General features: G+C 57.6%; 19 protein-coding genes. 4 read left to right on the top strand and 15 right to left on the bottom strand.

Annotated features, from left to right (window positions below):
- Positions 1-8: 8 nt before the first annotated feature.
- From E1J53_RS05060 to E1J53_RS05050, 3 genes are all read right to left on the bottom strand, one after another.
- A complete protein-coding gene (locus E1J53_RS05060; RefSeq protein ID WP_134271863.1) occupies positions 9-1,313 on the bottom strand; it encodes an FAD/NAD(P)-binding oxidoreductase in 1,305 nt (434 codons plus the stop codon).
- Between the two features lie 140 nt (positions 1,314-1,453).
- Complete coding sequence (locus E1J53_RS05055) at positions 1,454-2,215, bottom strand: hypothetical protein (RefSeq protein ID WP_134271862.1); 762 nt, start codon at positions 2,213-2,215, stop codon at positions 1,454-1,456.
- 54 nt (positions 2,216-2,269) lie between these two features.
- Positions 2,270-3,721: an NAD-dependent succinate-semialdehyde dehydrogenase gene (locus E1J53_RS05050; protein WP_134271861.1), complete on the bottom strand. Its 1,452-nt coding sequence runs from the start codon at positions 3,719-3,721 to the stop codon at positions 2,270-2,272.
- Between the two features lie 121 nt (positions 3,722-3,842).
- On the opposite strand from E1J53_RS05050, the gene E1J53_RS05045 reads away from it, so the two are divergent.
- Positions 3,843-4,751: a M20/M25/M40 family metallo-hydrolase gene (locus tag E1J53_RS05045; protein WP_173021365.1), complete on the top strand. Its 909-nt coding sequence runs from the start codon at positions 3,843-3,845 to the stop codon at positions 4,749-4,751.
- Between the two features lie 670 nt (positions 4,752-5,421).
- Here the strand turns inward: E1J53_RS05045 and miaA are convergent.
- From miaA to E1J53_RS04995, 10 genes are all read right to left on the bottom strand, one after another.
- A complete protein-coding gene (miaA, locus tag E1J53_RS05040) occupies positions 5,422-6,324 on the bottom strand; it encodes a tRNA (adenosine(37)-N6)-dimethylallyltransferase MiaA (protein WP_134271859.1) in 903 nt (300 codons plus the stop codon).
- Positions 6,324-7,109 (bottom strand): tryptophan synthase subunit alpha, encoded by a 786-nt coding sequence (trpA, locus tag E1J53_RS05035; protein WP_134271858.1) that lies wholly within the window; start codon positions 7,107-7,109, stop codon positions 6,324-6,326. The genes miaA and trpA overlap by 1 nt, the downstream gene beginning before the upstream one ends.
- A complete protein-coding gene (gene trpB, locus E1J53_RS05030) occupies positions 7,102-8,313 on the bottom strand; it encodes a tryptophan synthase subunit beta (protein WP_134271857.1) in 1,212 nt (403 codons plus the stop codon). The genes trpA and trpB overlap by 8 nt, the downstream gene beginning before the upstream one ends.
- Positions 8,314-8,608: 295 nt before the next feature.
- Positions 8,609-9,208: an aminodeoxychorismate/anthranilate synthase component II gene (locus tag E1J53_RS05025; protein WP_134271856.1), complete on the bottom strand. Its 600-nt coding sequence runs from the start codon at positions 9,206-9,208 to the stop codon at positions 8,609-8,611.
- 31 nt (positions 9,209-9,239) lie between these two features.
- Positions 9,240-10,670, bottom strand: coding sequence for an anthranilate synthase component I family protein (locus tag E1J53_RS05020; protein ID WP_253930523.1), 1,431 nt, complete (start codon positions 10,668-10,670; stop codon positions 9,240-9,242).
- A gap of 363 nt (positions 10,671-11,033) precedes the next feature.
- Entirely contained in the window at positions 11,034-11,441 is a 408-nt protein-coding gene (locus E1J53_RS05015) for a hypothetical protein (protein WP_134271855.1), read from the bottom strand.
- A 345-nt stretch (positions 11,442-11,786) separates the two neighbouring features.
- Complete coding sequence (gene argS, locus E1J53_RS05010) at positions 11,787-13,640, bottom strand: arginine--tRNA ligase (RefSeq protein ID WP_134271854.1); 1,854 nt, start codon at positions 13,638-13,640, stop codon at positions 11,787-11,789.
- A 478-nt stretch (positions 13,641-14,118) separates the two neighbouring features.
- Positions 14,119-15,033 (bottom strand): AraC family transcriptional regulator, encoded by a 915-nt coding sequence (locus E1J53_RS05005; protein WP_134271853.1) that lies wholly within the window; start codon positions 15,031-15,033, stop codon positions 14,119-14,121.
- Between the two features lie 14 nt (positions 15,034-15,047).
- Positions 15,048-15,554 (bottom strand): hypothetical protein, encoded by a 507-nt coding sequence (locus E1J53_RS05000; protein WP_134271852.1) that lies wholly within the window; start codon positions 15,552-15,554, stop codon positions 15,048-15,050.
- Between the two features lie 15 nt (positions 15,555-15,569).
- Entirely contained in the window at positions 15,570-16,526 is a 957-nt protein-coding gene (locus E1J53_RS04995) for an SDR family oxidoreductase (protein ID WP_134271851.1), read from the bottom strand.
- 905 nt (positions 16,527-17,431) lie between these two features.
- Between E1J53_RS04995 and E1J53_RS04990 the strand changes: the two genes are divergently transcribed.
- Positions 17,432-18,535, top strand: a complete 1,104-nt coding sequence (locus E1J53_RS04990; RefSeq protein ID WP_173021364.1) for an FIST signal transduction protein — start codon at positions 17,432-17,434, stop codon at positions 18,533-18,535.
- Positions 18,516-20,879 (top strand): PAS domain-containing hybrid sensor histidine kinase/response regulator, encoded by a 2,364-nt coding sequence (locus tag E1J53_RS04985; RefSeq protein ID WP_134271849.1) that lies wholly within the window; start codon positions 18,516-18,518, stop codon positions 20,877-20,879. The genes E1J53_RS04990 and E1J53_RS04985 overlap by 20 nt, the downstream gene beginning before the upstream one ends.
- 117 nt (positions 20,880-20,996) lie before the next feature.
- Here E1J53_RS04985 and E1J53_RS04980 read toward each other — a convergent pair whose 3' ends face one another.
- Positions 20,997-23,639, bottom strand: a complete 2,643-nt coding sequence (locus E1J53_RS04980; protein WP_253930517.1) for a M14 family metallopeptidase — start codon at positions 23,637-23,639, stop codon at positions 20,997-20,999.
- A 366-nt stretch (positions 23,640-24,005) separates the two neighbouring features.
- Here E1J53_RS04980 and E1J53_RS04975 point away from each other — a divergent pair, with 366 nt between their 5' ends.
- Positions 24,006-25,403 (top strand): arginine decarboxylase, encoded by a 1,398-nt coding sequence (locus tag E1J53_RS04975; RefSeq protein WP_134271848.1) that lies wholly within the window; start codon positions 24,006-24,008, stop codon positions 25,401-25,403.
- Between the two features lie 248 nt (positions 25,404-25,651).
- Here E1J53_RS04975 and E1J53_RS04970 read toward each other — a convergent pair whose 3' ends face one another.
- On the bottom strand, positions 25,652-26,464 hold the full coding sequence (locus tag E1J53_RS04970; RefSeq protein WP_134271847.1) for an MBL fold metallo-hydrolase: 813 nt from the start codon (positions 26,462-26,464) through the stop codon (positions 25,652-25,654).
- Positions 26,465-26,522 lie beyond the last annotated feature (58 nt).

Raw genomic sequence — 26,522 nt, 5'->3', positions numbered from 1 at the left:
CGCTCCCGCTACACATCCTGTCCGCGCATCATTTTGTTCCAGTACAGGTACGGCAGCATGTATTTTTTCAGCATCCACAGCCGCCAGTGTTCCTTATCGCTGTTGAAGACCAGCATCTGTTTCAGTTTGGGATCGGGCGTGAATTTGTTGTCGTAATCAAACTCGGCGAGCACCATCTTTCCGTAATCGGTGACCAGGGGGCAAGAGGAATAACCGTTGTATTCCTTGTTGCCCGTTTGCTGATGCTGCATGAGCGTGATGATGTTGTCCACTACCACGGGAACCTGCTTGCGAATTGCCGCCCCGGTCTTGGCCGTGGGTAGTCCGGCGACGTCTCCGAGGCCGAAGATGTTGCTGAACCTCTTGTGCTGCATGGTGTACTGATCTACCTCCAGCCACTTGGCATCATTCACCAGGGACGAGTTGCGGATAAACTCCGGCGCTACCGAAGGAGGAGCGGTGTGGAGCATATCGTAGTGAATTCCGAAACGACCGTCCTTCACCGTGACCTTCACGTTTTTGAAGTTGTGGACAAAGGTCCCTTCAAGGTCTTTAAAATCTTCTCCGGAAGTGAGGCTTACCCCTTCCCCGGCGGGGTCCTTGGTTAGTTCGTACCAGGCGATCTGGTTTTCGGCGTCCAGCTCGACAAGTTTATGGAAGAACCGCAGGTTGATGTCTTTGCGGTCTACTACCTCCATCAACGTTTTCTTGATTTCCGGCACCCCAAAAATCACGGTACCCGGGGTGGCGAACACGATGTCCGTCTTATCGGTCACGCCGGTTTTCCGCCAGTGGCTTTCGGCCAGATACATAATCTTTTGGGGCGCACCACCACACTTGATGGGCGTCGCGGGCTGGGTAAATAGAGCCGTTCCTCCCTTGAAGTTCTGGATGACCTTCCAGGTATGCTCGGGGTCGGTGTAGTTACTACAAACCACTCCCTTATCGAGGGCATCTCCCAGGCCGGGCACCATGCTCATATCGTAGGTCAGGCCGGGGGCAACGACGAGAAAGTCGTAGGTCAGGTCACCACTATTTGCGGTATGCACGGTATTATTTTCCGGATCAAAGCCAGTCGCTTTATCCTTCACCCAGGTAGCCTGCTTCGGGATTACGGAGGCCATGGGGCGAGCCGTTTTCTCGTAGTCGTAGGTACCCGCTCCCACCAGGGTCCAGGCGGGCTGGTAGTAATGGGTGTCCGCCGGTTCGATGATGGCGACGTCAGTAAAATTCTTCTGCTCGATGAGCTGGGCGGCAACCATGATGCCGGCCGTTCCGCCGCCGATGATGAGTACTTTATGGTGATTTTGCATGTTGTATATCGCTTTAAGCAGGCTAAAGCTAGGCATCAATCCTCCGGCAGCGTGTGACGTTTGTCACACAAGCAAATGATTCTAACAATAATTCGCCGTATTCCGTAATGCGTCAGGGGCGCAAACAACGCCTAACCTCCTCAGAACCACAGCCAAAGCCAGGGATCAATGGTCGGAATATCGTACCAGTGCAGCGTAAAGTAATTCAGCAGCCCCAGGGGCAATCCGACCAGCGCCAGCAGGATACCGTAGCCGCTTCTCCGCCGGGTCGGCACGTCAAATATGGCGTGGGGGGTTCCGTTGGGGTCAATTCGGCGGCCGAAACGGTAATACAGCAGCATCCCCAAGGCGCCTAAAAACAGCATAAAGGACAAGGTAAAGCCACCGACCGCAGCGATTATGGAAGCCAGGATTACGTAGCCAACGGGAAGGGATCGGGCCCGGTATTTTTCCGCCAGTCGTTCCCGATAAGCCTGGCGGAGGGCCGCCAGGTCAACCGACTTGCCTTCCCGCTGCAGCAGCACCCGGGCCACCGCCACGGCTTCGGGGCTCCAGCTGGAGGCGTTAATGATGACCTCCTCCAGTTCTTCCTGGCGGTACTCAGCGAAAGGATGGTGGCTCAGGTCTTCTTCCGTCAGACTTGCCTCGGCGTGCTCCTCCAGCAGGAAGTTGGCCTTCTGGAAGAGGTTACTCGGAATCTCCACCCAGAATCGGGGCTGCAGCGGATCCCCCACAATGACGGCTCCCACTCCCGGGCTTTGCTCCCGATCGTGGGTGGTGAAGGGAATCTGGTGTTCCCGAAAGAGGGACAGCAATTCCTCCAGGTCCGCTTTACGATTGAATTGCTGGTAGACCGCAAATTCGGTGGGCCCCAGATAATCCAACGCATCTTCCTTAGTCATGGCATGAAGGTAATGAACTAATCCACTATGCTCCTTCCGGCAGCGCGAAACGCCCTACTCCACCCCGCCCCAGCAGAGGTATTTGGTCATGAGGTAATCCTCCAGGCCGTACTTACTGCCCTCCCGGCCGAAACCACTTTCCTTAACCCCGCCGAACGGCGCAACGGCGGTTGAGATCATGCCCGTATTGATGCCCACCATACCGTATTCCAGGCGTTCGGCCACTCGCCAGCAGCGGGCGTAATCGCGCCCGTAGAAGTAGGCCGCCAGCCCGAAGGGTGTCGCGTTGGCTAATTCAACGGCTTCCGCCTCGGTCTCAAAACGGTACACGGCCGCTACCGGGCCAAAGATCTCCTCCTTACTCATCTGCATGTCTGTACTTGCTCCCCCGACCACCGTTGGTTGAAACAATAATTCCTGGCCCTCAACTGGCCCGCCACCCGTCAGGATTTCCGCCCCGTTGCGCTCGGCCTCCACAAGCAAGCGTTGGACTTTCTCCAGCGCAGCCTCGTTGATCAGTGGTCCGATCTCGGTGGCTTCCTGGCTACCGTCTCCCACGGTAAGCGCCTGGGTCGCCCTGGTGAAGGCCGCGATAAAGTCTTCGTAGATGCCGTTCTGGACGAAAATACGGTTGGCACACACGCAGGTCTGCCCGGCGTTCCGGTACTTGCTGGCCATGGCTCCCTCCACCGCCGCCGCCAGATCGGCGTCATCAAACACGATGAAGGGGGCATTGCCCCCGAGTTCCAGGGATACTTTCTTGACGGTTCCCGCGCAGTCCGCCATCAACTGCTTACCCACGGCCGTTGAGCCGGTAAAGCTCAGCTTTTTCACCCGCTCGTCACCGGTCAGTACGGCGCCGACCGCCTTAGGGTTGCTGGTGGGGAGCACGTTGAATACTCCGGGCGGAAAGCCCGCTCGCGACGCCAGTTCCGCCAGGGCCAGCGCACTCAGGGGCGTATCCTCGGCGGGCTTCACCACCACCGTGCACCCGACGGCCAGGGCCGGAGCCACCTTGCGGGTAATCATGGCGATGGGAAAGTTCCAGGGCGTGATGGCCGCCACCACCCCTACGGGCTGCTTGACGACCGTGATGCGCTTGTCCCGGCCGTGGCCCGGGATGACGTCCCCGTAGGCACGCTTTCCCTCCTCGGCAAACCATTCAATGAAGGAGGCTCCGTAGCGCACCTCACCCTGGGCCTCGTTGATGGGCTTACCCTGCTCGGCGGTTAATAGCTGCGCCAGATCCTCCAGGTTCTCCAGGATCAGGTCATTCCAGCGCCGTAAAATTTTTGATCGTTCGGCTGCCGTCCGGGCACTCCACTCCGGGAAGGCCGCGGAGGCCGCCGTGACGGCCGCTTCGGTATCCGCTGCGGTCGCGTCGGCCACTTCCGCCAGCAATTCACCGTTAAAGGGGTTAAGGACGGGAAAGGATGCCCCGGCGGGATGCCAGTCACCGTTGACGTAAGCCGATGAACGCAGTAAAGTTGGGTCGGAAAGCTGCATGGAAGGTGGTATGGTTGTCGGGGAAGGTAGCCAACTACCCCAGATTTTGACTACTCCTGAAATGTCTTTGTTTCCCGCTTTGTTCGTAACTATCCTTCCACGGTACCGTACTTTTGTCCTTATGAAAAAAGCCCTTCGCCCCCTCCTTATTCTCCTCCTGCTGGCCGGTCACCAGTGGGCCTTCGCCCAAATTGATCGCGGGCAACTACTCGCCGACCTGAAAACTCTGTCCTCAGACGAGTACGGCGGTCGCCAAACCGGAGAAAACGAACTGGCCCGTACCTACCTCCTCGACGCCCTTTCCGAGTTCATTTCCTCCTACCCCACCATGGTGGATACCTTCGGCTTTCTGAACCGATTGAGAAAACAGTACACCGGTCACAATATTACGGTCACGGTGCCCGGCACAAAATATCCCGACCGCTACATCGTACTGTCTGCCCACTACGACCACGTGGGCACCCGTGACGGCGTGGTGTACAACGGCGCCGACGATAACGCCTCCGGAACCTGTGCGCTGCTGGCGCTGGCCCGGCACTACCGGAATAACCCACCAAAACACTCCATCATCTTCGCCTTTTTTGACGCGGAGGAAATGGGCCTTAAGGGCGCCGACCGCTTCGTGGAAGATCCCCCCGTAGACCGGGACAAAATCCTCCTCAACATCAACATGGACATGGTCAGTCGCAATCCCGACCGGACGATCAACATCTGCGGCCAGTACGACTTCCCGGAACTGGCAAAATTCCTGAAGAAGGCGAAGAAAAAAACGGACCTCACCGTCACCCAGATGCACGAGGGCCCGGAGTACACGGGGGCCAACAACTGGACCATGTCCAGTGATCACGGTATGTTCCTCAAGCGGGGTATCCCCTACCTCTACTTTGGCGTGGAAGACCACCCCGGATACCACCAGCCGAGCGACGACTTCTCCGAAATCAACCCCGACTTCTACTACGAAGTGGTCCAGTTCGTGAAGGAAACCACGAATGTATTCGACAAGAAGCTCAGGGGGAAATCCCTGCGGTAAATCGGGATATTTTAGCGGGCAACCAGTTGATGATAAGTATTTCGGCCGCCAAACGCTATCCTCTTGCGGTTCCCACACGTTCTCAATTCAGTAGCGCCGGATTTATCCGGCGAAGGATGCTCGCTCAACGGCTTCAGTACGGCAATCCCCCTTCCCTTCTCGTGAAGTGAGACTGATTTCCGGGTTCGGAAAACCGGGTGTGGTCGCCTTTCGGGGAAAGGCGACACCAAGCTCTCACAAGGGGGCGTTAGACTGAGGCTGTTCATCTCGTGCCGTCACTAACGGTCAGCCAACTCTCCCCTCGTACCTCGCGTTTCGGCCGCCGACCGCTCCCCGCTTGCGGTTCCCACGCGTTCTCAATTCAGTAGCGCCGGATTTATCCGGCGAAAGATGCTCGCTCAACGGCTTCAGTACGGCAATCACCCTTCCCTTCTCGGGAAGTGAGACTTATTTACTGCTTCGGGAAACCGGGTGTGGTCGCCTTTCGGGGAATGGTGACACCAGGCTCTCCCCGGGGGGGCAGACGTAGGCTGTTCAGTTAGTAAGCATTAAGAGACTATTGTTCAGGATGCCGAGACCTCCGAGCAGCAATCCGGGCCTCCGGCCCAGTAAAGACAGCTAGGAGGACCGGCGATACTGCCTTACCTGGAGCGCTACTTAAGCAAGACCTTCAAGACCAGTGGACACCAACGATCCGAAGGGCATCTTCCAGATTGCTCACCGCCCGGTAGGTTTCCCCCTTACCGAACCAGGTTACCTGCCGCTTCGCGTAGCGACGACTGTTCCGTTTGATCAATTCCACGGCGGTGCTGCGGTCGTATTCCCCGTCGAAATAGGGCCACCATTCCTGATAGCCGACGGTTTGCATCACCGGCAGGTGACGATAGTCCCGGAGTCGCTGGGCTTCGGCTTCCAGGCCCTCGGCCAGCATCTCGTCCACCCGCTGATTGATGCGGGCGTAGAGCACTTCCCGGTCGGGGTGAAGCTTGAGGTAGAGGGGTTGAAAGGGCCGGGGCTTTTGTTGGCCCCGGAAGGAGGAGTAGGCTTTCCCGGCCGAGAGGCTCACCTCCAGGGCCCGGATCAGCCGTCGGGGATTTTGCCGGTCCACTTCCGCAAAATATGCGGGATCCAGCTCCGCTAATCGTTGCTGGAGGGCCGGGAGGCCCGCGCTTTCGTAGAGTCTTTGCACCTGCGTCCGCGCCGCTTCCGTCACCTCGGGGAACTCGTCCAGTCCCGCACAGAGTGCGCGGAGGTACAGCCCGCTGCCCCCGACGAGCACCGCCACCCGGTGTCTTGCGTGGATATCCGCCAGCCGGGCCAGGGCCTCTTCGGCGAAGCGCCCCGCCGTGAGGGGCTCGGTGATGCTGCGGTCGGCCACGAAGTGATGGGGCACGGCGGCAAGCTCCTCCTCACTCGGACGGGCGTTGCCGATGCGCATTTCACGATAAAACTGTCGACTGTCTCCACTGATGATCTCCGTGGAAAAATGCCGGGCCAGGTCGATGGCCAGGCCGGTTTTGCCACTGGCGGTCGGTCCGCCGACCACGATCAGGAGGGGCTTCGCATCCGGCATCAGGCCACCGGTTGCAGGATGCCCTCCACGAATTCCCGCGTGGCTTTTTCTACGTCATCCTCGCGTCCGGCCAGCGCCCGGATGAAGGCGCTGCCGATGATGGCTCCGTCGGCGTAGGCGCAGGCCGTGCGGAAACTGGCCGCGTCGCTGATGCCGAACCCGATGAGTTTTGGCTGGGGCAAATCCAGGGCGTTGATGCGGGCAAAATAAGCTTGTTGCGCGTCGGTGATTCCGCCGCTCTTGCCCGTAATGCTGCTGCTGCTCACCACGTAAATGAAACCAGTGCTCACCGCGCCGATCTCCCGCACCCTGGCCTCGCTGGTCTGGGGCGTGATCAGGAAGCTGACCTGCAGATCGGCGGCCTCGGCCAGCTGGCGGAAGTCCTGCCGGTACTCGTGCAGGGGCAAATCCGGGAGGATGAGTCCGTCCACGCCGGCCTTCGCGGCGGCGGATACGAAGCGCTCCGGACCGTACTGCATCACCTGATTGTAGTAGCCCATCATGACGAGGGGAATTTCCGTCTGCCGACGGGCTTCGGTGATCTGCTCGAACAGGAGGTCGAGCGTCATTCCGTTCTTCAGGGCCCGCATGCTGCTCCGCTGGATGGTTTCGCCGTCGGCCATCGGATCGGAATAGGGCATGCCGATTTCGATGAGGTTGGCCCCGGCCGCCGCCAGACTGGTGATGATGGGCACGGTACTGTCCAGCCGGGGGTAACCCGCCGTGAAGTACACGTTGAGCAGGTCGGGGGTGCCGGACCGAAAGAGTTGGGTGAGTCTATTCATGATCGCGGTCCTTTAGTTGGTCAAGATATTTGGTGAAGGTGGCCAGGTCCTTGTCTCCCCGGCCGCTCAGGCAAACGACGATGACGTCCTCCGGACCGTATTCCAGCTGCTCGAAGGCCGCAAAGGCGTGGGCCGTTTCCAGGGCGGGAATGATGCCCTCCGTGCGGGTGACGAAGAGGGCCGCCTCCAGGGCTTTCTCGTCGGTGACGCTGATGGCTTCCGCTCGTTTGGAGTCGATCAGGAAGGCGTGGAGTGGTCCGATGCCCGGGTAATCCAGTCCGGCGGAAATGCTGTAGGGCTCCACGATTTGCCCGTCGTCGGTTTGCATCAACAACGTACGACTTCCGTGGATGATGCCTTCCGTGCCCAGCACGCTGGTGGCGGCCGATTCTCCGGAATCCACTCCGAGTCCGGCGGCCTCGACGGCGATGAGCCGGACGCGCTCGTCGTTCAGGTAGTGGTAGAAAGCACCGGCGGCGTTACTGCCCCCGCCCACGCAGGCGATGACGGCATCGGGGTGCTCCCGTCCCTCCTTTTCTTTAAGCTGCCATTTGGTTTCCTCCGAGATCACCGACTGAAAGCGGGCCACCATATCCGGATAGGGATGGGGGCCGACCACGGAGCCGATGATGTAGTGGGTGTTTTCGGGATTATTGATCCAGTCGCGAATCGCTTCGTTGGTGGCGTCCTTCAGGGTTTTGGAGCCGCTGCGGGCGGGGCGCACCTCGGCGCCGAGCATCCGCATCCGGGCCACGTTCGGGGCCTGGCGCTCGATGTCCACTTCCCCCATGTAGACGATGCACTCCAGTCCGACGAGGGCGCAAACGGTGGCCGTGGCCACGCCGTGTTGCCCCGCACCGGTCTCGGCGATGATCCGGGTTTTCCCCAGTCGCTGGGCCAGCAGGATCTGGCCGATGGTGTTGTTGATTTTGTGCGCACCGGTGTGGTTCAGATCCTCGCGCTTCAGGTAGACCTTCGCCCCATAATGCTCACTGAGCCGCTTGGCGTAGTAAAGCGGACTGGGCCGACCCACGTAGTCGCGCAACAGCGCATCAAACTCTTTTTTGAAGGCAGGATCGGCGGTCATTTCCCGGTAGTTGGCCCTCAATTCTTCAATGTTCGGGTGCAGCATTTCGGGAATGTAGGCCCCGCCAAAGCGGCCGTAATATCCCCGCTCATCGACGTCGATGCCTGGATTTTTCATGATAGTTTCTTTTGTGTGCATGGAGCAGAAGTTGTAAGCGACAAAAGGTCTTTCTAAACGTAGGTTGTTCCTTGAGGTTTCATCAGCGATTCCTGCGGAATCGCGGCAGTTCAGTGGGGCAACCGGTAGCGGCAAGGCATGCCTTGCCGCTACTAGAAAATTCAAGGGATTGATGGCCAAATGATTCATTCATGGAATAGCCTATTTCTAAACGGTAAAGTTTCGCGATCACGCGACGGCACGCTGGACGAAGTCAGGGGACGTCACGATGGCCATCACGGCAGGTGCAAAGTCATCAGGCAGCAGCCGTGGTGCTCCGTTGCCGGGCAAAGTTCAGCAAATTCCTGATCATGAGGCGTCCGTGTTCCGTCATGATGCTTTCGGGATGAAACTGTACCCCAAAAACGGGGTACTCCCGGTGGCGCAGGGCCATGATTCCCCCGAATTCTCCCGTGGCGGTGACGAGTAGTTCCTCGGGCATGGTTGCCGGATCAATGACCCAGCTGTGGTAGCGCCCGGCGTTGAAGTGGTCCGGGACCTCCGAAAAAATCGGATCGTCACCGTCCGTGCGCTGCATTTCCGTTTCGATGCCGTGGTGCACCTGGTCGAGGTTAATCAGCGAGGCCCCGAAGGCTTCCCCAATGGCCTGGTGCCCGAGGCACACCCCGAAAATCACCTTCTCCCGGGCGTACTGCTTGATGAGGGCGGGCATGATGCCCGCTTCGCTGGGCACTCCCGGACCGGGACTGAGGATAATCAAATCGTATTCCCCCACCCGATCAAGATCAATTTCGTCGTTGCGGAAAACGTCAATCGAGTGGCCCAGTTCTTCTTCGACGTACTGCACCAGGTTGTAGGTGAAGCTGTCGTAATTATCAAGGATTAAAACCTTCATAGCAAGAAAATTTTAAATGAGTAAAATGTGATTACAGGAAGGTTTCGGCCTTGTCGATGGCCTTGGTCAGTGCGCCGAGTTTGTTGTAGACCTCCTGGCATTCGCTGTCCGCGTTAGAGGCCGCCACGATGCCGGCGCCCGCCTGATAGAACAGCTGGTTGTCCTGGCTAAAGAAGGACCGGATGAGGATGGCCTGGTTCATGCCCCCCGCAAAGTCGATGAACCCGATCGCGCCGCCGTAAAAACCGCGTTGCTGGTTCTCGTATTCGTTGATCAGCTCAATGGCCCGGTACTTGGGGGCTCCCGAAAGGGTTCCCGCCGGGAAGGTGTCGCCGAAGATTCTGACGGCCTGTCCCTCCTCGTGCAATTCGCCCTCTACGGTGCTCACCAGGTGAATGACGTGGCTGTAGTAGTGGACGTCCCGCAGGCTCTTCACCCGCACGTTTTTGGTGTGCCGACTCAGGTCGTTGCGCGCCAGATCGACCAGCATGACGTGCTCGGCGTTTTCTTTGGGGTCTTCCAGCAGGGCCTTCGTGGCGGCCCGGTCCTTGGCGTCGTCTCCGGTCCGGCGGTAGGTTCCCGCGATGGGGTTGAGGCGGGCCACGCCCTCCCGGATCACCATCTGGGCCTCCGGACTGGAGCCCATGATACGGTAATCTCCGTAATCGAAGTAGAAAAGATACGGTGAGGGGTTAATACTCCTCAACGCCCGGTACACCTGAAACTCATCGCCGCGGAATCCCTGCTGAAACTGCCGGCTCAGGACGATTTGGAACACGTCGCCCACCTGGCAGTGGTGTTTGCCACGGGCCACCAGTTCCTTGTACTCCTCGTCAGTCAGGTTGCTACTCTCCGCGCCGTGGCGCCGGAAGGGGTGAACTCCCCCACCCCGACGAATGGCCGCAATGACTTCTTCCATCCTGCTCTCCTCGCCCTCCGGTAAATTTTCGGTGATCAGGAGCTCATCGCGGTAGTGGTGAAAGACGAGGATGAAGCGGTAGAGGTGGTACCGTAGGTCCGGCGACCGCAGAACCTGGTCGTTACTGAACTTCAGGGTATCGAAATACTGCACGCCCTCAAAGTTGGTGTGACCAATCAGGCCGTTGAAGGACTTGACCAGGGGGTCAGCGTGGGTGTAGTCGAGTTTAAAGTCCGACAGGAAGGTGTGCAGGCTTTGGGACACCGCATCTACGTCGCTGACCGTCTCTCCGGGTAGGGCTTCCCCCAGAATATTACGCTTAATGACGCCTTCGGTGACCCGAAAACTGGCGAGGGTTTCCAGACCGACGATGGAGTAATAATGCTCGTTGTCGCGGGTTTCGTTGGACTCCAGCAATACCGGGTCCGAAAATTCGTCACGGACGGACAGGTACAGCATGACCGGCGTCAGCTGATCGGCGGTCAGTCGTCTGCTGTTGACCTTGATGTTCATCGTCCGGGAAGTTGTAAGGGGAAAAGACAAAATGAAGAGAATTTACTCGACTACTCCTACGGGAATAAAAAAAGCCCGCCGGAGTAACCGACGGGCTTAAAGTTTCTTTGCAATTGGCAAACGGACCGCATCAGGTTACTCGGAAAGTACGCTGCAGCCACCACCAGTTTTTGTTGGTCATCGTTTGCATGGCGCTAAGATAGGTCCTAATCTGAAAACGGCAAGGATTCCCGTTGAATTTGTTGGGAGAAGACGAATTTGATGTAGGGTGATAAAAATTTCACGCTTGAGCTATACATCAATTAGTGTTCGGACGCCATTTCACTCGGCTACGCCTTCGCAAAACAGGCTTCCGACCACAACCTCCTACTTAAGGTACATTTGATCTCTTCCCTAAAACAGCAGGGCAAAGACGAAGATCACGCCAACAATGGCCAGCGAACCGATCAGGATGACGCTCAGGAGGATGCCGGCCAGGATCAGGCCCACCAGTCCGAGGACGAAGCCAAAGATGCCGAAGCCTTTCTTCTTTCCCTTTTTGGCCTTTCCTTTCTGCGCGCGCCGTTGTTCCTGGCGCAGTTTTCGTTTGGTGGCGCCCAGCGCCAGGCGTTCCTTGAAGGTCAGTTTACGCCCCAGTTGTTGTTCCAGGGCCTGCCGGTTCAGGTTGAGAAGCTGCTCCGTAGCGGCGGGTGCCTCGGCGGGGGTGACGGGCGTGGCGATGGCCAACATGGCACCCTGTGCGGGGAAGGCCAGCAGGAGCAACAGCAGGCCAAGGAATAATGAACGTAGAGATACAGGCATTTTGATGGGTTTTTGTGGGGAAAGGGACGAAAATCGCTTCGTCCGGTTGCAATAAAGCTACCATCCCACCCCGCAGGACCCACGCAAAAACCCTCCTTTAAGCCCAGCTTAACGAGCCTAAAGAAGGGTTTCCGGGATTTAACAGTTTGTTTTTAAGGAAAATAGCGGTGAGGCCATTAGGTAGGCTGTTCCGTGAGGTTTCATCAGCGATTCCTGCGGAATCGCGGCAGTTCAGAGGGGCAAACGGTAGCGACAAGGCATGCCTTGTCGCTACTGGAAAATTCAATGACTTGATGGCCAAAGGGTTAATTCACGGAACAGCCTAGGCCATTACGTCTCCTACTCCTACATCCGCTCCGGCACCTCAATGCCCAGCAGCAACATCCCCGACTTCAGCACGTTGCCCACGGCCCGGCAGAGTTGCAGGCGGAAGGCTACGGCGGCTTCGGTTTCGGCGTTGAGGATGCTGTGGTCGTGCCAGAACTTGTGTAGGTTTTTGGCCAGTTCGTAACAGTACATAGCGATCAAACTCGGGTCGTACTGCTCGGCGGCCTCCTGAATCAGGTTCGGGTAAGCGTAGAGCTGGGCGATCAGATCCCGCTCCGCGGGAGCCAAATCCCGGTAGTCCCCGGCGGCGGATACGTCCCGGTCCGCACCGGCTTTCCGCCAGACGGCCTGCGTCCGGACGTAAGCGTTCTGCACGTAGGGGCCGGTTTGCCCCTGCATGTCTACACTCTCCTTGGGGTCAAAGACCATCCGTTTCTGGGGGCCGACCTTGATGATGTGAAACTTCAGGGCTGCCATGCCGATCTGCCGGATGATGTCCTCCTGCTCCGCTTCGCTGAGTCCTTCGGTGGCGGACCGTTCCTGGCTCGCCAGGCGCGCCTCATGGATGACCTCATTCATCAGGTCATCGGCGTCCACCACGGTGCCTTCCCGGCTCTTCATCCGGCCGGACGGCAGGTCCACCATGCCGTAGCTCAGGTGGAAGAGGCCGTCGGCGTAGGGTTCCTCCAGCCGCTTCAGTAACTCGAAGAGGGTCCGGAAGTGGTGGTTCTGCTCGTCGGCGACCACGTAGACCATCCGCTTGGCGCCAAAGTCGTCGTACCGCAAACGGGCCGTACCCAAATCCTGGGTGACGTAGATGCTCGTACCGTCCGCCCGCATGAGCGTTTTTTCGGAGAGCTTGGCGTCGGTCAGGTCGGCAAATACCGAACCATCGTCCCGCTTCTGGAATACGTCGGTGCTCAAGCCCTTGTCCACCATATCCTTACCTAACAGGTAGGTGTTGGATTCGTAGTAGAGCTTATCAAAGCTCACGCCCAGCCGGTCGTAGGTTTCGTCGAAACCGGCGTAGACCCAGGCGTTCATCTTTTTCCACAGCTTGACCACCGACTCGTCGCCGGCTTCCCACCGTAGAAGCATCTGTTGGGCCTCCGCGCCGAGCTTGCTGTGCTCGTTGAAGTACTGGTTCTTGAAGCCCTTCCAGAAGGCGCTGGCCTCCTGATCCGCTTTCTTCTTTTCTTGCAGGATGCGCTGGGCCTCCGCGCTTTCCTGCCAGGCAGCGTATTCCTCCCGGAACTTCTTCTCAAAAAGGACGTAGAAATCGCCCACGAAGTGATCGGACTTCACCCCGGTGCTTTCCGGGGTCGCGCCTTCGCCAAAGCGTTCCCAGGCCAGCATGGATTTGCAGATGGCGATTCCCCGGTCGTTGATGATCTGCACCTTCTTCACGTCGTACCCGGCGGCCTCCAGCAACTGACTGCTGGACCACCCCAGCAGGATGTTCCGCACGTGGCCCAGGTGCAGGGGCTTGTTGGTGTTGGGGCTCGAAAACTCCACGACCACGGTTTCTCCCTTCCGTTCGCCCCGCCCAAAATCGGCCTTTTGGGGTCCGTTCAGGAGGAAGTCCCGCCAGTAAGTGGGCGCAATGACCAGGTTGAGGAACCCCTTGATGACGTTAAAGTCACTGACTTCGGCGAGCTTTTCCTTCAGGTAGTTACCCAGGTCACCGGCGATCTCGTCCGGTTTTTTCCGGGCTAGGCGGGTGAGGGGAAAAGTAACCACGGTGAACTCTCCCTCAAACTCCTTCCGGGTGGTTTGCAGGGTAATGTCTTGTGCGGATCCGTCAACGTCATAAAGGGCCGTGAGGGCGGCCTGCACGCCGGACGTCAAAATTTCGGGAAGGGAATGTGCCATAAGGGGCGCAAAATTAAGGAGTAAATAAGGATTGGGAGACTAGTCAGACCATTTTTTTCGCGGTCCGTCCACGGGCACGCCCGGGCGATCCGACCGACCGTCAAAGGCCGGTTCAGCGGCGGCGTCGCCGTCGGCGACCGGGGCGCAAACGCCTTACCGAATAGTGAGAATCCTTCATTTACTGGCTTAATGTTGGTGGAGGAACGGTAGTGGGGAGGTGGAAAGTTGCGGGGGATGGGGAGCGAGGGGGAGGTTGGAAGGTGATTGATCTAACGTTCAATTGGAGCGTTCAGAAAGGATGAGGGCCGGCCCACTGCCCGCCCCTTCGGGGACTTTGGTGGAACACTTATCCCAGTAGTATTCAAAATCGTTCGCATTATGGTAGCCAGAAGACGAAGTAGTGCGGCTGGACGAGCATAATTAGTAAAGAAGCGTCGGTTACAGGGGGGCTGACGTACCGGCAAATTCACCCTTTAGTTCAATTCAACCGGTACTTATCCCGGTAAGCCGACGGACTCAAACCTTCCTTCTGCTTAAATAAACGCGAGAAGTACTGCGGGTACTCAAAGCCGAGGGCATACGCCACCTCCGCGATACTTCTGTCCGGTTGCAACAGCATTTCTTTGGCTTCATCGATCAGGTACAATTGCAGATGTTCGGTGGTCGTCTTCCCCGTCTCCTTCTTCAGTGTATCGCTCAGGTAACGCTGGGAAACCGCTAGCTCCGCCGCCATTCGCTCGATACTCGGAATTCCCTGCCCCTCCAATTGCCCCGACTCGAAGTAGGCCCTAAGCCGTTGGTTGAACCGGGTAAGCAGGTCGTTTGACAACGCCTTCCGGTCGAGAAACTGCCGATTGTAGAACCTATCGGCGTACTTCAGCAGGGTGCTCAGCTGGGAGATGATGATGTCCTTACTGAAGGCATCCTGGTTGTTGTGGTACTCCAGTTCGATGCTCCCGACAATGGCTTCCAGTTGCCGTTCTTCCCGGGGGGAAAGATGGAGTGCTTCGTTGACGGAATAGGAAAAGAAACCGTATCGTTTGATTTGACGGGCCAGTTCCGTTCCCCGCAGAAAATCTTCGTGGAAGTTGATGGAAAAACCCTTTTGCCGTTCAAAGACCACGCTTTCGTCCCACTGCAAAATTTGACCCGGAGCGATGAAGATCAGGGCCCCGCCGGAAAAGTCGTACTTCGTCCTGCCGTAGGTGAGGTTTCCCCTGACGATTTTTTTCAGGCTGATGGAATAGCAGCCCGTGGTGATCGGTTGGGAACTGGTTTTGGGGCAGGGCAGAAAATCATCCGCCCCCGCCGTCAGCACGCTCAGCATGGGGTGCTCCGGGCGGGGCATCCCCATGTACGCGAAGTAGGCAGCAAGGGTTTTGAAGTGTTGCATGTTGAGAAATTTGATTACAGCGTTTCGCCCGCGACTTTGAGTTGTTCGTAATAAGCGGCGATCCGGGCGTAGGCCGTGCCGTCGATCAGCAAGATGACCGTCAGCATCGCGATGGTCGTGATCAAAGCCGCTCGCCAGTTAGGGCCGCTTAGAAACATAAGGGCGAGGGCGCAGGATGCAATGATAAGAGGTATGGCAGTGAATACGATAGTGCTATACTCCTTCAGGGTCGCCGCGGCACGCTCGCTTTCGGCGGCCACGAAGGCCGGGGCATCCCGCTCGTAGGCGACGGGAAAATCGGCCAGCCGGGCGCGGTTGGTGAAGTACAGCCCCGTCCCGATGATGACCAGCAGAACGCCAGCTACCAGCGTGGGAATGATGTAGGCCCGGGCCAGTTCGGTCTTGCCCAGCTGCCAAAAACCGATGCTTGCCCCGAGGAAGAGGAGGCCGGCGAGGACGAAGAAGGGGGTGGAAACGAGTTCGGCTTTAGCCCAGTCGGTGGCTGCTTTCAAGATATCCATATTATATGTTTTAGCTTAAATATTCCAGGTAAAACCTACGGCCTTCTCGGAAACCGACCAAAGCCGCTCCATCGTCACCTTATCCTGGGCGTGGGGCGCCACCTCGCTGGCCCGAACCGGACCGGTAAAGTTCTGAAAGCCCGTCGGGCCGTAGTACGCTTTTTGGTCCAGGTTTTCTGTCGGCTCGGTGGCGAGCATCACCTGGCCATACGCACCCTTTTCGGCCGACTGCACGAGCGGCGTCTTCGCCATCAGCCCGAAGATAATTTTCGACATCCGGCTGCCACTGTTCTCGATCAGCGAAGTTGCCGAGGCACCGGGGTGGCAAACGTAGGCGGTCACCTGCTTACCGGCTGCTTTTACGCGGTCTTGTAGTTCGTAGGCGAACATCATCTGCGCCAGTTTACTCTGGGAGTAGACGGCATTGGGACTGTAATTTTTGTCCCAGTTCATGTCGTCGAACTGAATAGTTTTACTCCCCATCTTGTAGCCTTCGCTGGCCACGACGACGATGCGTCCGCGGGATTCGTTCAAGCGGTCAAACAGCAAACTACAGAGCAAAAAGTGGCCGTAGTGATTCACGCCTAGCTGACTTTCGAAGCCATCTTTGGTCAGCTGCTGTTGGGGCACCTGCGCGATGGCGGCGTTGCAGATCAGCGCGTCGATTTTGGGCACTTTCGTCAGAATTTCTTCAGCGGCCGCGCGTACGGAAGCCAGGTCCGCCAGGTCCATTTTTACGTTAGACACCTTTGAGCCCGCTCCCACCCGTTGCTTCAGATCAGCGATCACCCCGGCCGCTTTCTGCTCGTTGCGGTTCAGCATGACGACCTCGGCGCCTTTACCGAGTAGGATCCTGGCCGCCTCGAATCCGGTGCCGGAGGTGGTACCGGTGATGAGGTAAGTTTTCCCGGCAAGGGAATCGATGCGGGCGGGGGTCCAGCCCTGTTTACCGAATTGAGAATTTGCACTCATTATTGGGAACTTGTTTAAGTTAGGAATACTGCAAAGGTGGAGGGTTGGGGAGCTGAATGGCGTATACACGATTACGGGAGTTGTATACTTTTTGGTAGACCACGGACGCATACTGATTCGTCACGATTGTCCCCGCCGACAAGTATTTCCTGTTCAACCACCGGTAATTTCCCCACATACAGCCAGCCCCCGAGGAAGATACCGTTCACCCAGGTAGTCCGGCCAACCAGGTCCAGCGGAACCAACTTATTGGCCAGGAATCGATTAAAATTGAAAAATCACGCACCAGATACTATTTCATCCCCGCCACGGCTACGACGGAGAACTCTACCTCATGCGCCCGGACGGAAGCGATCAGACGCGCCTTACCCGGAGTGAGGAGTTTGAGGGAAGGGGTGCGTGGTTCCTCCCCCGTTAATCCTCCCGACGGCCACCCATGCATTGTAGGGTGAGAAAAATTTTGTCATCAAATAGAGTTCGGACGCCATTTCGCTCGGCTACGCCTTCGCGAAACAGCGCCGACCACGGGTTACCTCTGGCCAGAAGACTGGATTGTTATTACCCTACGTCCGGTATGCAAAAGATGCTCCCTCAGTCACCGGTAGACCACCCGGCAACCAAACAACCCGGAACCACTGCGCCGGAAGGTTCCACCTTGCACCCGGCCGGCAGGCCCCTAACTATTCCAACCCCTACCCAACCTCTGAATCCCCTACCGGATAATTTTGCACGGCGGCCAACGGGGTTTTATCCGTTCATCACCGAAAAAGTGCATCCTAAAAGGACTTGTCATCCCGTTGGGTGGCTTAGGGACGAAAGTCCCGCCAAAATTGAATACTTTGGTCGGGAATTGTATGATTTGGTGCCCATCCGGGACCTTACCCTTAGTTAGAAAGCTGTTCACTATGTTAAAGCGCATTGTTTCCCAGGAGGAAGCTCATCAATTAACGGAGGTGCTGCGAGAGCTTGAGGCCACTACCTCGGTCAACTCCATCCTGATGTACGTCGGCGCAGACGTGAATCTCGACGTAGCCACCCTGCAGGAGCAATTGCGCCAAATGAAAACCACCGTCATCGGAGCGGTCTTCCCGGAGGTGATCATCGACGGGCAGCGCTTTAGCGACAAGAGTATCATCCTGGGGCTACGGGAAGAGATGGCCAGTGTGACCATTCTCGACTTCGACGAAGTAGCGATTGAGGATAAGATCACCACTGCCTTTGACGTCCCCGAAATCGAGAACGCCTCCATCTTCATTTTCATCGATGCGCTGGTTCGGGGAAAAAGCCAACTACTGGATACCCTGTATAACCTGTACGGATCTCTCCCCAATTACCTTGGCGGAGGAGCGGGCTCCCTGGCCTTTCGTCCGTTTCCCTGCATCATCAGCAATGCGGGGGTTACCCACGGCAGTGCGGTGGTGGCCCTCATGCCAAAACCCATTACGCTGGGGATCGCCCACGGGTGGAAACCCATCAGTGAGCCCATGAAGGTAACCGAGGCGGAGGGCAATCAGGTCATCAGCCTGAACTGGCAACCGGCCATGAGCACTTACCAGAAAATCGTGGAAGAGCACGCCGGTAAAGCCTTTGATTTTGGCGATTTTTTCAACGCCACCAAATCCTATCCCTTCGGCATTCAAAAGCTCAACGACGAAATGATCGTGCGCGACCCCTTTCAGACCGAAAACGAGCGCATCTTTTTGCTGGACGACATCGAGGAGGGTTCCTTCGTCCAAATCCTGTACGGCGATTTGGAGAGCCTCATCGCCGGGGCGGGCCAGGCCCGGCAGGCGGCCACCGACTCCGGAAACCTGGGGGGAGGAACGCTGATCATTGACTGTATTTCGCGAGTGCTGTTCATGGGCGATCACTTCGAACGGGAGCTGCTGGCCCTCGACCCCGAAGCCAACGCCTTCGGAGCCCTCACCCTGGGAGAAATTGCCAATAACGGAGATTCGTATCTTGACGTCTACAACAAAACGGCCGTAGTTGGACTCCTCGAGCAATAAGCATTCTCCGATTCTCAGCGATATCCTGCTGGAAATTGCGCTGGCCATCGGCAACCAAACTTCCGAGCGGCTGCTGGTCCGTAAAACGGTCCCGCTGCTGTTAAAAAGATTGGAATGCAATGCCTGTGGGTTAATCTCCAGCGCCGCTTCGGATGGCCAGCATCAGTACACTTTTGCCGTTCCCGGGATGTTCCCCCGGTCCTCCGTCGGGAAGGAAATTCTATCCTCTAAGCACCTTCTGGAAACATCGGGTGGGTATCAGGTCGTTCCGCTGGACGACCAGTGGATCTACGTATTTTCCCCGGCCCCGGATCAGACCCTGATTCTCAGACGCAGCGTGCCTTTTGCGGACATTCAGATCAAGGAGTTGCGTCCGATCGTATGCCTGCTGATCAATACCTACCAGAACCTACGGGAAAAGGACCGACGCCTGGCCGCGGAGCAGGAATCGGAAGCCGACCGGCGGTTGCTGAAAACCGTCCTTGACTACCTCCCCGACGCCATCTACCTAAAGGATGGGCAGCGAAGAAAGGTCCTGACGAATGCGGCGGACCTGAAGCATACGGGCTTCACGGCTCCGGAAGACATTCTCGGGAAGACGGACGAAGAAGTCTTTTCCATCACGGGAAAGAACTCTAAGCTGATTGAGGAAGAAATTTTGTCGACCGGCATTCCCGTGGAGAATCGCGTGGAAATACTCCACAATGATTTCGGCAAAGAGGCCTGGATGCTCACCAGCAAATTCCCCTTCCTTGACGGTAAGGGGAAAATTACCGGCATCGTGGGCATCAGTCGGGACATCACCCGGCAACGGGAACTGAACAAGGAGTTGGAACGCCTTTCCCTCGTCGCCAGTCAAACCACCAACGGAGTCATCATTACCGACAAGGAAGGATACCTGGAGTGGGTCAACGAAGGCTTCACCAAAATCTCCGGCTTCACGCTGGAGGAGGTCATCGGCAAGCGGCCCGGAGATTTCCTTCAGGGTCCGGAAACCGACCAGGAGGTGGTCGAGATCATGCGGAAGGCCATCCAGGAACACCGGGGTTTTGACGTGGAGGTCCTGAACTACAATAAGCAACGGGAGCCCTACTGGATTAAGATCATTTGCAACCCCATGCTCGACGAGGAGGGCAAGGTCCAGGGGTTCATGGCCATCGAATCCGACATTACGCTCAGGAAGGAGAATGAGCAAGAGATTCTGGCCGCCAAGCAACTCGCCGAAAACGCCCAGCAGGCCGAGGAGGCCTTTCTGGCCAACATGAGTCACGAAATCCGCACCCCCCTGAATGCCGTCATCGGCATGGTAAACCTCCTGTACGACACCGAACTCAGTGAGGAGCAGCTGGACTACGTGACGACCCTCGATCACTCGGCGAATTTCCTCCACGGACTGATTTCCAACGTCCTGGACATCGCCAAGATTCAGAGTGGCTCCATTGATGTCGTCGTCCGGGAGGTCCGACTGCACAACCTGATGGAGAACCTGCTGGCCACCTACCGCAATAAGGTACTGTCCAAGCCCGTCTCCGTGATGCTGCAGAAGGACGCCGCGCTTCCGGACATCGTGCTCACCGATCCGGTAATCCTGCAGCAAATCCTCAACAACCTGCTCAGTAACGCCGAGAAGTTCACCCGGCAGGGGGAAATCGGATTATCGGCCAGGGTGGTGAACGGCAAGGATCAGGCCATGCTCCAACTTTCCGTCTGGGATACCGGCGAAGGCATCCCGGCCGATAAGCTGGATCAGGTTTTTCTGAAATTCAAACAGATCGACGCCCACGAACGGGCCAACATTCGCGGCAGCGGGCTGGGGCTGGCCATCACCAAGGAACTCGTCGGCCTACTCGGAGGGCGCATTGAAGCCCAAAGTGAGCGGGGCAAGGGAAGTACTTTCAGCGTGTGGATCCCGCTGGTCGTCCCGGAATCAGCGGCCCCGGAATCCAGGGCCGACCAGCGGCCCGCGCCCATTACTTCGCAAAACACTAAGCACATGAACATCCTGGTGGTGGAAGACAACCGAATCAACCAGAAATACATCATCAAACTGCTCGAAAAACTCGGCGTGCAACAGGAGCTGGCCGAGAACGGGGAGGACGCATTGCTGAAAGCCGCCGCGACCAAATTCGACGTCATCCTGATGGACATTCAGCTTCCGGGAATCAATGGCTACCAGGTAACACAAAAGATCCGGTCCACGGCCAACCCCAACCGGGACACCAGGATAATCGCCCTGACCGCATCGGCCATGCGGCAGGACGTCCACAAGGCCATGGAGGCCGGCATGAACGATTTTCTGTCCAAGCCCTTCAAACCCAAGGAGCTCATCGAAAAGCTTCGGTAAAAAACATGGATTAGCACGGAAGGTCTACGCCGAGACCGACGAGCAGCATACCAGGCCAACGGCCCAGTAAAGACTGCTCGGAGGACCGGCTGTACTACCTAGGTGTCGCGAAGACGCCTACATTCCCGGCACGATCATCACGGCGTTCTGCATCATCCGGCTGGGGCCGCGCCAGAACATCCGGTAGTGCGGATTGTCGAGGAAGTAGACGATTTTTCCCCGGCCGAAGGTTCGCATCCCGGCCCAGGTCTTGCCGGCCAGGTGATCCAGGTTGTCGGCGCTGGCGTAGCCGGCGGCCAGGAGGTCTTCGGCCTCCGCGGCGTAGCGGCCCACGGACTGCAGGCTGGCGTCGGGCGTCAGGGCGCTGCTCCCAAATTTCAGGGTATACACCTCTCCTTTAACCCCGAAGGCCAGCGGGTGAGAGACGTCCACCGAGGCGTGCAGGGCCGTACCTGGAATTCGTTTTTTTCCGTAGTAGTCGGTGCGGTCTCCGTAGGCCAGTCCCGCTGCCTCTTCGGAGGTGTCGCGATCCGGGCGGTCGAGTTTCTGAGCCTTGAGGAAGCCGCTGCGTTCGGTAAAGAATTCCGCGCTGCTGCCAACGGCCACCAGCGTTCCGCCCGCCGTCAGCCAGCGTTTGAGGGCCGCCTGCCCGGATTCTCCGAACACGGCGTCCAGGTTGCCGGCGTCCGGCAGGATGAGTACGTCGTAGTCGTTCAGGTCGGCGGTGCCGTAGCGGGTGCCGAATTTCGGCAGATCCGTTTGGCTCAGGATGGAAGCCCGGATGCGCTCCACGGGGAGCTGGGTTTCCTGATCAAAGAGGAAGTAGAGTTGTCCGCTCGTATAGGTGTTGAAGGGAGGCTCCACCAACAGGGCCGCCCGGGGCATCTTGACGGGGAAGTTACGGGTGCTGGCCAGGTCATTGCCCGAGGCCATCCGTCCCGTAGTGAAGCGGTGCACCCGCACCCCGTACTTACGGGCCAGGAGGGTCATGGTGCCGTCCAACGAGGCCTCCTTTTCCAGGTTTCTTCCGGCGAGCACCACCAGACTGCCCGCGGAAAATTCCGTACCGTCATCGGCGGTAAATCCTTCCACCGCACTCCTGACGCGGATGCCTTCCTTCCAGAGGGCCGATAAGAATTTGGGCGCGTGGCGCTGGTGCCAGGAAATTACGTAGGCATAAGCCGGTCCGTTGCCGTCCACGCGGAAGACTCCGCCTTCCGGTGACATCGGGCTGGTAACGGGCTCGGTGTCCACCGTAAGGGGTCCCCGGAAAGAAAAGGCCTCCAGGTTATAGGCCAGGGGCGCCGACCAGGTGCTCATGTCGTACATCACGCTATCCTCGATCTGCATATCCTTGCTCAGCAGGCTGTTGACGAAGAGGTGGCGGGCCTGTTCGGTGGAGACGATCACGCTTCCCGCGGGGTGCGTACGGCGGGCTACGCGCCCGCCGTCCCGGTAACTGGCGCCGGAGGCCGTCAGGGCTTCGGTGGTACGCTCCACCTCCACTCCGTTAGCCAGGAGGATATTCACCACGTCGCCAAAATACTCGCTTCCGTCATCCTCAATGAGGTAGGCCGTAGCCATCGCCTTGCTAGACAAGGGGTTCCAGGCCATCATACTGTAGTCGATCAGGGCGCGGCGATTCCGCGCCGCCGCCCGCACCTGCGCCAGGCTGGTGGTATAGTGATCGTACACCCGCTGCCGCAGGGTCAGGACGTAGCCATCCTCGGTTTCGATGGCCCGGTGACCACCGATGCCGCCCTGTTCGGTCAGCATCCCGATGCCGCCCATCACGGCGGGATAGCTGGAGCCGTAGCTGGGGTAATAAAAGTCGAAGCGATCACGGGTGAAGTAGCTCAGTCCCTTCTTGTTGAATTCCGTGATGTTGGCCCGGCCAAAGGTATCGGCCCAGGTTTCGTAGGCTTCGGGTAACAGCAGGTTGCGCGGGGTGGTGCCGGGCACCGTGAAATAATTGGCGTCGTAGCCCTGTTCGTGGTAGTCGGTGTGCACCTGCGGCATCCACTTCTGGTAGTGAGCCGTGTGGCCCCGGCTTTCGGGGTGGACGCCCCAGATCCAGTCGCGGTTCAGGTCGAACCAGTAGTGGTTCGTTCTGCCATTGGGCCAGGGAGCGTAGTGTTCCAGGTCACGGGGTTCCTCTCCGCCCGTGGCGCGGGCCACGGAGTTGGCCCAGTAGACGTAGCGGTCGCGGCCATCCGGGTTGATGCAGATGAACATGACGTTGACCGTCTGCTTGAGAGCGGACAGCAATTCCGGATCTTTGGTGGTGGCCAGTTCGTAGGCCACCTGCATGGCCGCTTCGGTGCTGCTAGCTTCATTTCCGTGGATGTTGTAGCTGTAGGAGTTAATCACCGGATGCTCGGCGGCCAGGGCCGCCACCTCATCCCGGTCCGCCCGATAAGCGTCCACCAGCTTCAGGTTATTCTGGCGAATTTCTTCAATCCGCTGCATGTGTGCCACGTCGCTGACCGTCAGGACGATCAGGGGGCGTTTCTCGTAGGTTTCTCCGTACTGTTCCAGTTGAATGCGGGGACTTGCCTCCGCCAGGTACCTGAAGTACTCCACCGACCGGGCGTATTCGGTAAAGCGTTCGCCCAGGCGGTAGCCCAGGAAGTCTTTCGGTGACTGAATGTCGGCCTCATTATCCGGCAGGGGCAGCCGTTCAAATTGGTCCACCTGGGCGGTCAGGAAACCGGATAAAAGTAAGGCCATCAGGGGCAGTAGTCGTCTCAATCGCAGCATGCTGTTGGTATGGGTTCGGGGGCAATTTAACGAAAAAGAACCTGGCGTCCCCACGGGAATAAACCAAACAATTCGGCGCCCCGGATCAACCCGGCACCCGCACGTAGTGCTCTACTGACCCCGATTACGCTACGAGGTTGGTTCTGACTAATTACCACCTTTCCAACGCTGAACACCGGAAAGCCGTAAGGATGGCCCAGTACCTCCCGATAAGGTTAACTTCCCTTACGTATCCAGGTCCTTCTTTCCCGCCCGCTTCACAATTGATTTAGGATCAACCGCTAACAGCGTCCACCCGGGCAAGCGTCGTTTTTTTCAAAATTTAAATTTTGAATCGCCGTATTTTTGCGCCCTCAAAATTTCGCCGTGGCCAACAAATATTTTGACCTGATTGACCAGACCTTCTACTTCCCCCAGGAAGGCTTTGATCTGGATAATGGTTACCTGACGTTTAACAACATCCCGCTGATCCACCTGATCCGGAAATACGGTACGCCGCTGAAGCTGACGTACCTGCCCAGCATCAGCCGGAAAATCAAGGCCGCCCGGAACCTCTTTCGGCGCGCCATGCGCAGCCAGGGCTACACGGGGAAATATTATTACTGCTACTGCACCAAGAGCAGTCACTTTGCCCACGTGCTGGAAGAAGCCCTGGAGCAGGACGTGCAACTGGAAATCAGTTCAGCTTACGACGTGGACCTGATCCGCCGGCTGCACAAGCGGGGCAAAATCGACAAATCCGTTTACATCGTCTGCAACGGTTTCAAACCCGAAAACTACCTGGCGGGCATCGTCAGTCTGATCAACGACGGGTTCAAAAACCTGATTGCGGTCGTCGATAACGGTCACGAACTCGACTACTACGAGGAGCACGTAAAGGGTACCTGCAACATCGGCATCCGGGTCGCGACCGAGGAAGAACCCAACTTTGAGTTTTACACCAGCCGCCTGGGACTGCGGGGCGCGGACGTTGTCCCCCTCTTCCGGGACCGCATCCGGGACAACGAGAAGTTTAACCTAAAGATGCTCCACTTCTTCGTGGATACGGGCATCAAAGACAGTCTTTATTACTGGGGAGAACTGAAAAAAGCGGTTCGCCTCTTCGGCGAGCTCAAGCAGGAAAGTGAATCCCTGAACGCCCTGAACATCGGCGGCGGCATGCCGATCCGCAACAGCCTCGGCTTCGAGTTCGACTACAAGTACATGGTCCGGGAAATCGTCTCCAACATCCTGGAGGCCTGCGAGGAAATGGACGTTCCCGAGCCGGACATCTTCACGGAATTCGGCAAGTACACCGTGGGGGAAAGTGGTGCAACCATTTTCTCGGTGCTGGCTCAGAAACAGCAGAACGACAGTGAGATGTGGTACATGATCGACAATTCGCTCATGACCACCCTACCCGATGCCTGGGGCATCGGCGAGCGCTTCATCCTGTTGCCCATCAACCACTGGTACAACAACTACCGCCGGGTCAACATCGGCGGACTTTCGTGCGACAACTCGGATTACTACAACAGCGAAATCCACGAAAGTCAGGTTTACCTGCCCATGATCAAGCCCGAAGACGAAGAACCGCTCTACCTGGGCTTCTTCCATACCGGGGCCTATCAGGACAACATCTCCGGATACGGGGGCATCAAGCACTGCATGATCCCCAGTCCGCAGCACATCATCATTGATCTGGACGATGCCGGCAATCTCGTGGATCGGGTCCTGCACCCGAAACAAACCGCCGAATCGATGCTGGAGATTCTGGGGTACTGATCGCTTTAACGAAGGAATAACGAGGGCGGTATCGAAACGTTTCGATACCGCCCTTTTTTGAAAAACTAAGAGCTTGTTTGGATTTTGGTCGTCTGGCCGAATTTGAGAATTTTTTGGTAGTAGCAAGGCGGGAAAGCCGGAGTTTAGCAGCGCTAAATGAGGATTTTCCCAACGCGGCTAGTGCCAAAAAAGGCCAAATGGAGGTCGATTACTAAATTCCAAACAAGCTCTAAGGGGAAATTCGGGGCCTACTTACTTTCCGCCTCCGTATACCATTCCCGCAGGCGAACGTCTACGGTGGGGGCCGACTCACTGAGAATGGCGGCGAATTTTTCGACGTCGCTCTTGGTGCCTCCCTGGTTCCGGTAGTGATAGGGATACACCACGCGGGGCTTGAAATCCGCGACGGCATCGGCCGCCTGCTCTACCGTCATGGTGTAGGGCTGGTTCATGCAAATGAAGGCCACGTCGACGTTTTCCAGCGCCCGCATCTCTTCTATATCTTCCGTATCTCCGGAGAAATAGAAGCGTTGGTTGTCTACCGTAACGAGGTAGCTGTTGAATTTCCCGTAGGGGTGAAAACCGTCTTCTGCCTTGGGCAAATTGTAAGCCGGCACGGCTTCCACGCCCACCGAATGGACGCGCTCGCTTTCGCCGTTGGCCAGGCTAACTTTGCCACCGAACTCAACGTCTTCCAGTCCTTCCATCACGGCGGCGGGGGCCACCAGGGTTGCTCCGGACAGGTCGATTCCCGCCAGCGTTTCCTTGTCCATATGGTCTCCGTGGGTGTGGGTGATGAGCACCAGCTGGGGTGCCGCAAAATCCTTGTAGCGTTCCGCTCCACCGTGGGGGTCTACAAAAATCGTTTTCCCCGCAGCTTCCAGGACGACGGAACCGTGGTAAATGGGGTGCACGGTGACGTCGCCGAAGGCATCATCATTGGCCTCCGGGGCTTCCTCCACCTCGGTGGTTGCCGGCATCTCCTCGGTTTGGGACTCGGTTGGGCGCTCACCGCAGGTGCACAGCATCAGGGTGAGGAGCAATAAAGTGAATACTCTCATGTTCTTGACTTTTATCTCCTAACGGAGCCGAAAAGAACATGTTCAGCGTGGTAATTGA

The organism is Lewinella sp. W8 (assembly GCF_004375085.3).
In the GTDB taxonomy this organism is placed as follows: Bacteria; Bacteroidota; Bacteroidia; order Chitinophagales; family Saprospiraceae; genus Neolewinella.
The sequence above is the reverse complement of the archived record's forward strand: the minus strand, read 5'-3'. Positions and strand labels throughout refer to the sequence as shown.

Bases quoted from the DNA above. Each gene is read 5' to 3' on its own strand.
- E1J53_RS05000 (WP_134271852.1), bottom strand. From the start codon at position 15,554: ATGGATATCTTGAAAGCAGCCACCGACTGGGCTAAAGCCGAACTCGTT.
- miaA (WP_134271859.1), bottom strand. From the start codon at position 6,324: ATGCCGGATGCGAAGCCCCTCCTGATCGTGGTCGGCGGACCGACCGCC.
- E1J53_RS05045 (WP_173021365.1), top strand. From the start codon at position 3,843: ATGAAAAAAGCCCTTCGCCCCCTCCTTATTCTCCTCCTGCTGGCCGGT.
- E1J53_RS05050 (WP_134271861.1), bottom strand. From the start codon at position 3,721: ATGCAGCTTTCCGACCCAACTTTACTGCGTTCATCGGCTTACGTCAAC.
- trpA (WP_134271858.1), bottom strand. From the start codon at position 7,109: ATGAATAGACTCACCCAACTCTTTCGGTCCGGCACCCCCGACCTGCTC.
- E1J53_RS05005 (WP_134271853.1), bottom strand. From the start codon at position 15,033: ATGCAACACTTCAAAACCCTTGCTGCCTACTTCGCGTACATGGGGATG.
- E1J53_RS05055 (WP_134271862.1), bottom strand. From the start codon at position 2,215: ATGACTAAGGAAGATGCGTTGGATTATCTGGGGCCCACCGAATTTGCG.
- E1J53_RS05060 (WP_134271863.1), bottom strand. From the start codon at position 1,313: ATGCAAAATCACCATAAAGTACTCATCATCGGCGGCGGAACGGCCGGC.
- E1J53_RS04970 (WP_134271847.1), bottom strand. From the start codon at position 26,464: ATGAGAGTATTCACTTTATTGCTCCTCACCCTGATGCTGTGCACCTGC.
- E1J53_RS04990 (WP_173021364.1), top strand. From the start codon at position 17,432: ATGTTAAAGCGCATTGTTTCCCAGGAGGAAGCTCATCAATTAACGGAG.
- argS (WP_134271854.1), bottom strand. From the start codon at position 13,640: ATGGCACATTCCCTTCCCGAAATTTTGACGTCCGGCGTGCAGGCCGCC.
- E1J53_RS04980 (WP_253930517.1), bottom strand. From the start codon at position 23,639: ATGCTGCGATTGAGACGACTACTGCCCCTGATGGCCTTACTTTTATCC.
- E1J53_RS05025 (WP_134271856.1), bottom strand. From the start codon at position 9,208: ATGAAGGTTTTAATCCTTGATAATTACGACAGCTTCACCTACAACCTG.
- E1J53_RS05015 (WP_134271855.1), bottom strand. From the start codon at position 11,441: ATGCCTGTATCTCTACGTTCATTATTCCTTGGCCTGCTGTTGCTCCTG.
- trpB (WP_134271857.1), bottom strand. From the start codon at position 8,313: ATGAAAAATCCAGGCATCGACGTCGATGAGCGGGGATATTACGGCCGC.
- E1J53_RS04995 (WP_134271851.1), bottom strand. From the start codon at position 16,526: ATGAGTGCAAATTCTCAATTCGGTAAACAGGGCTGGACCCCCGCCCGC.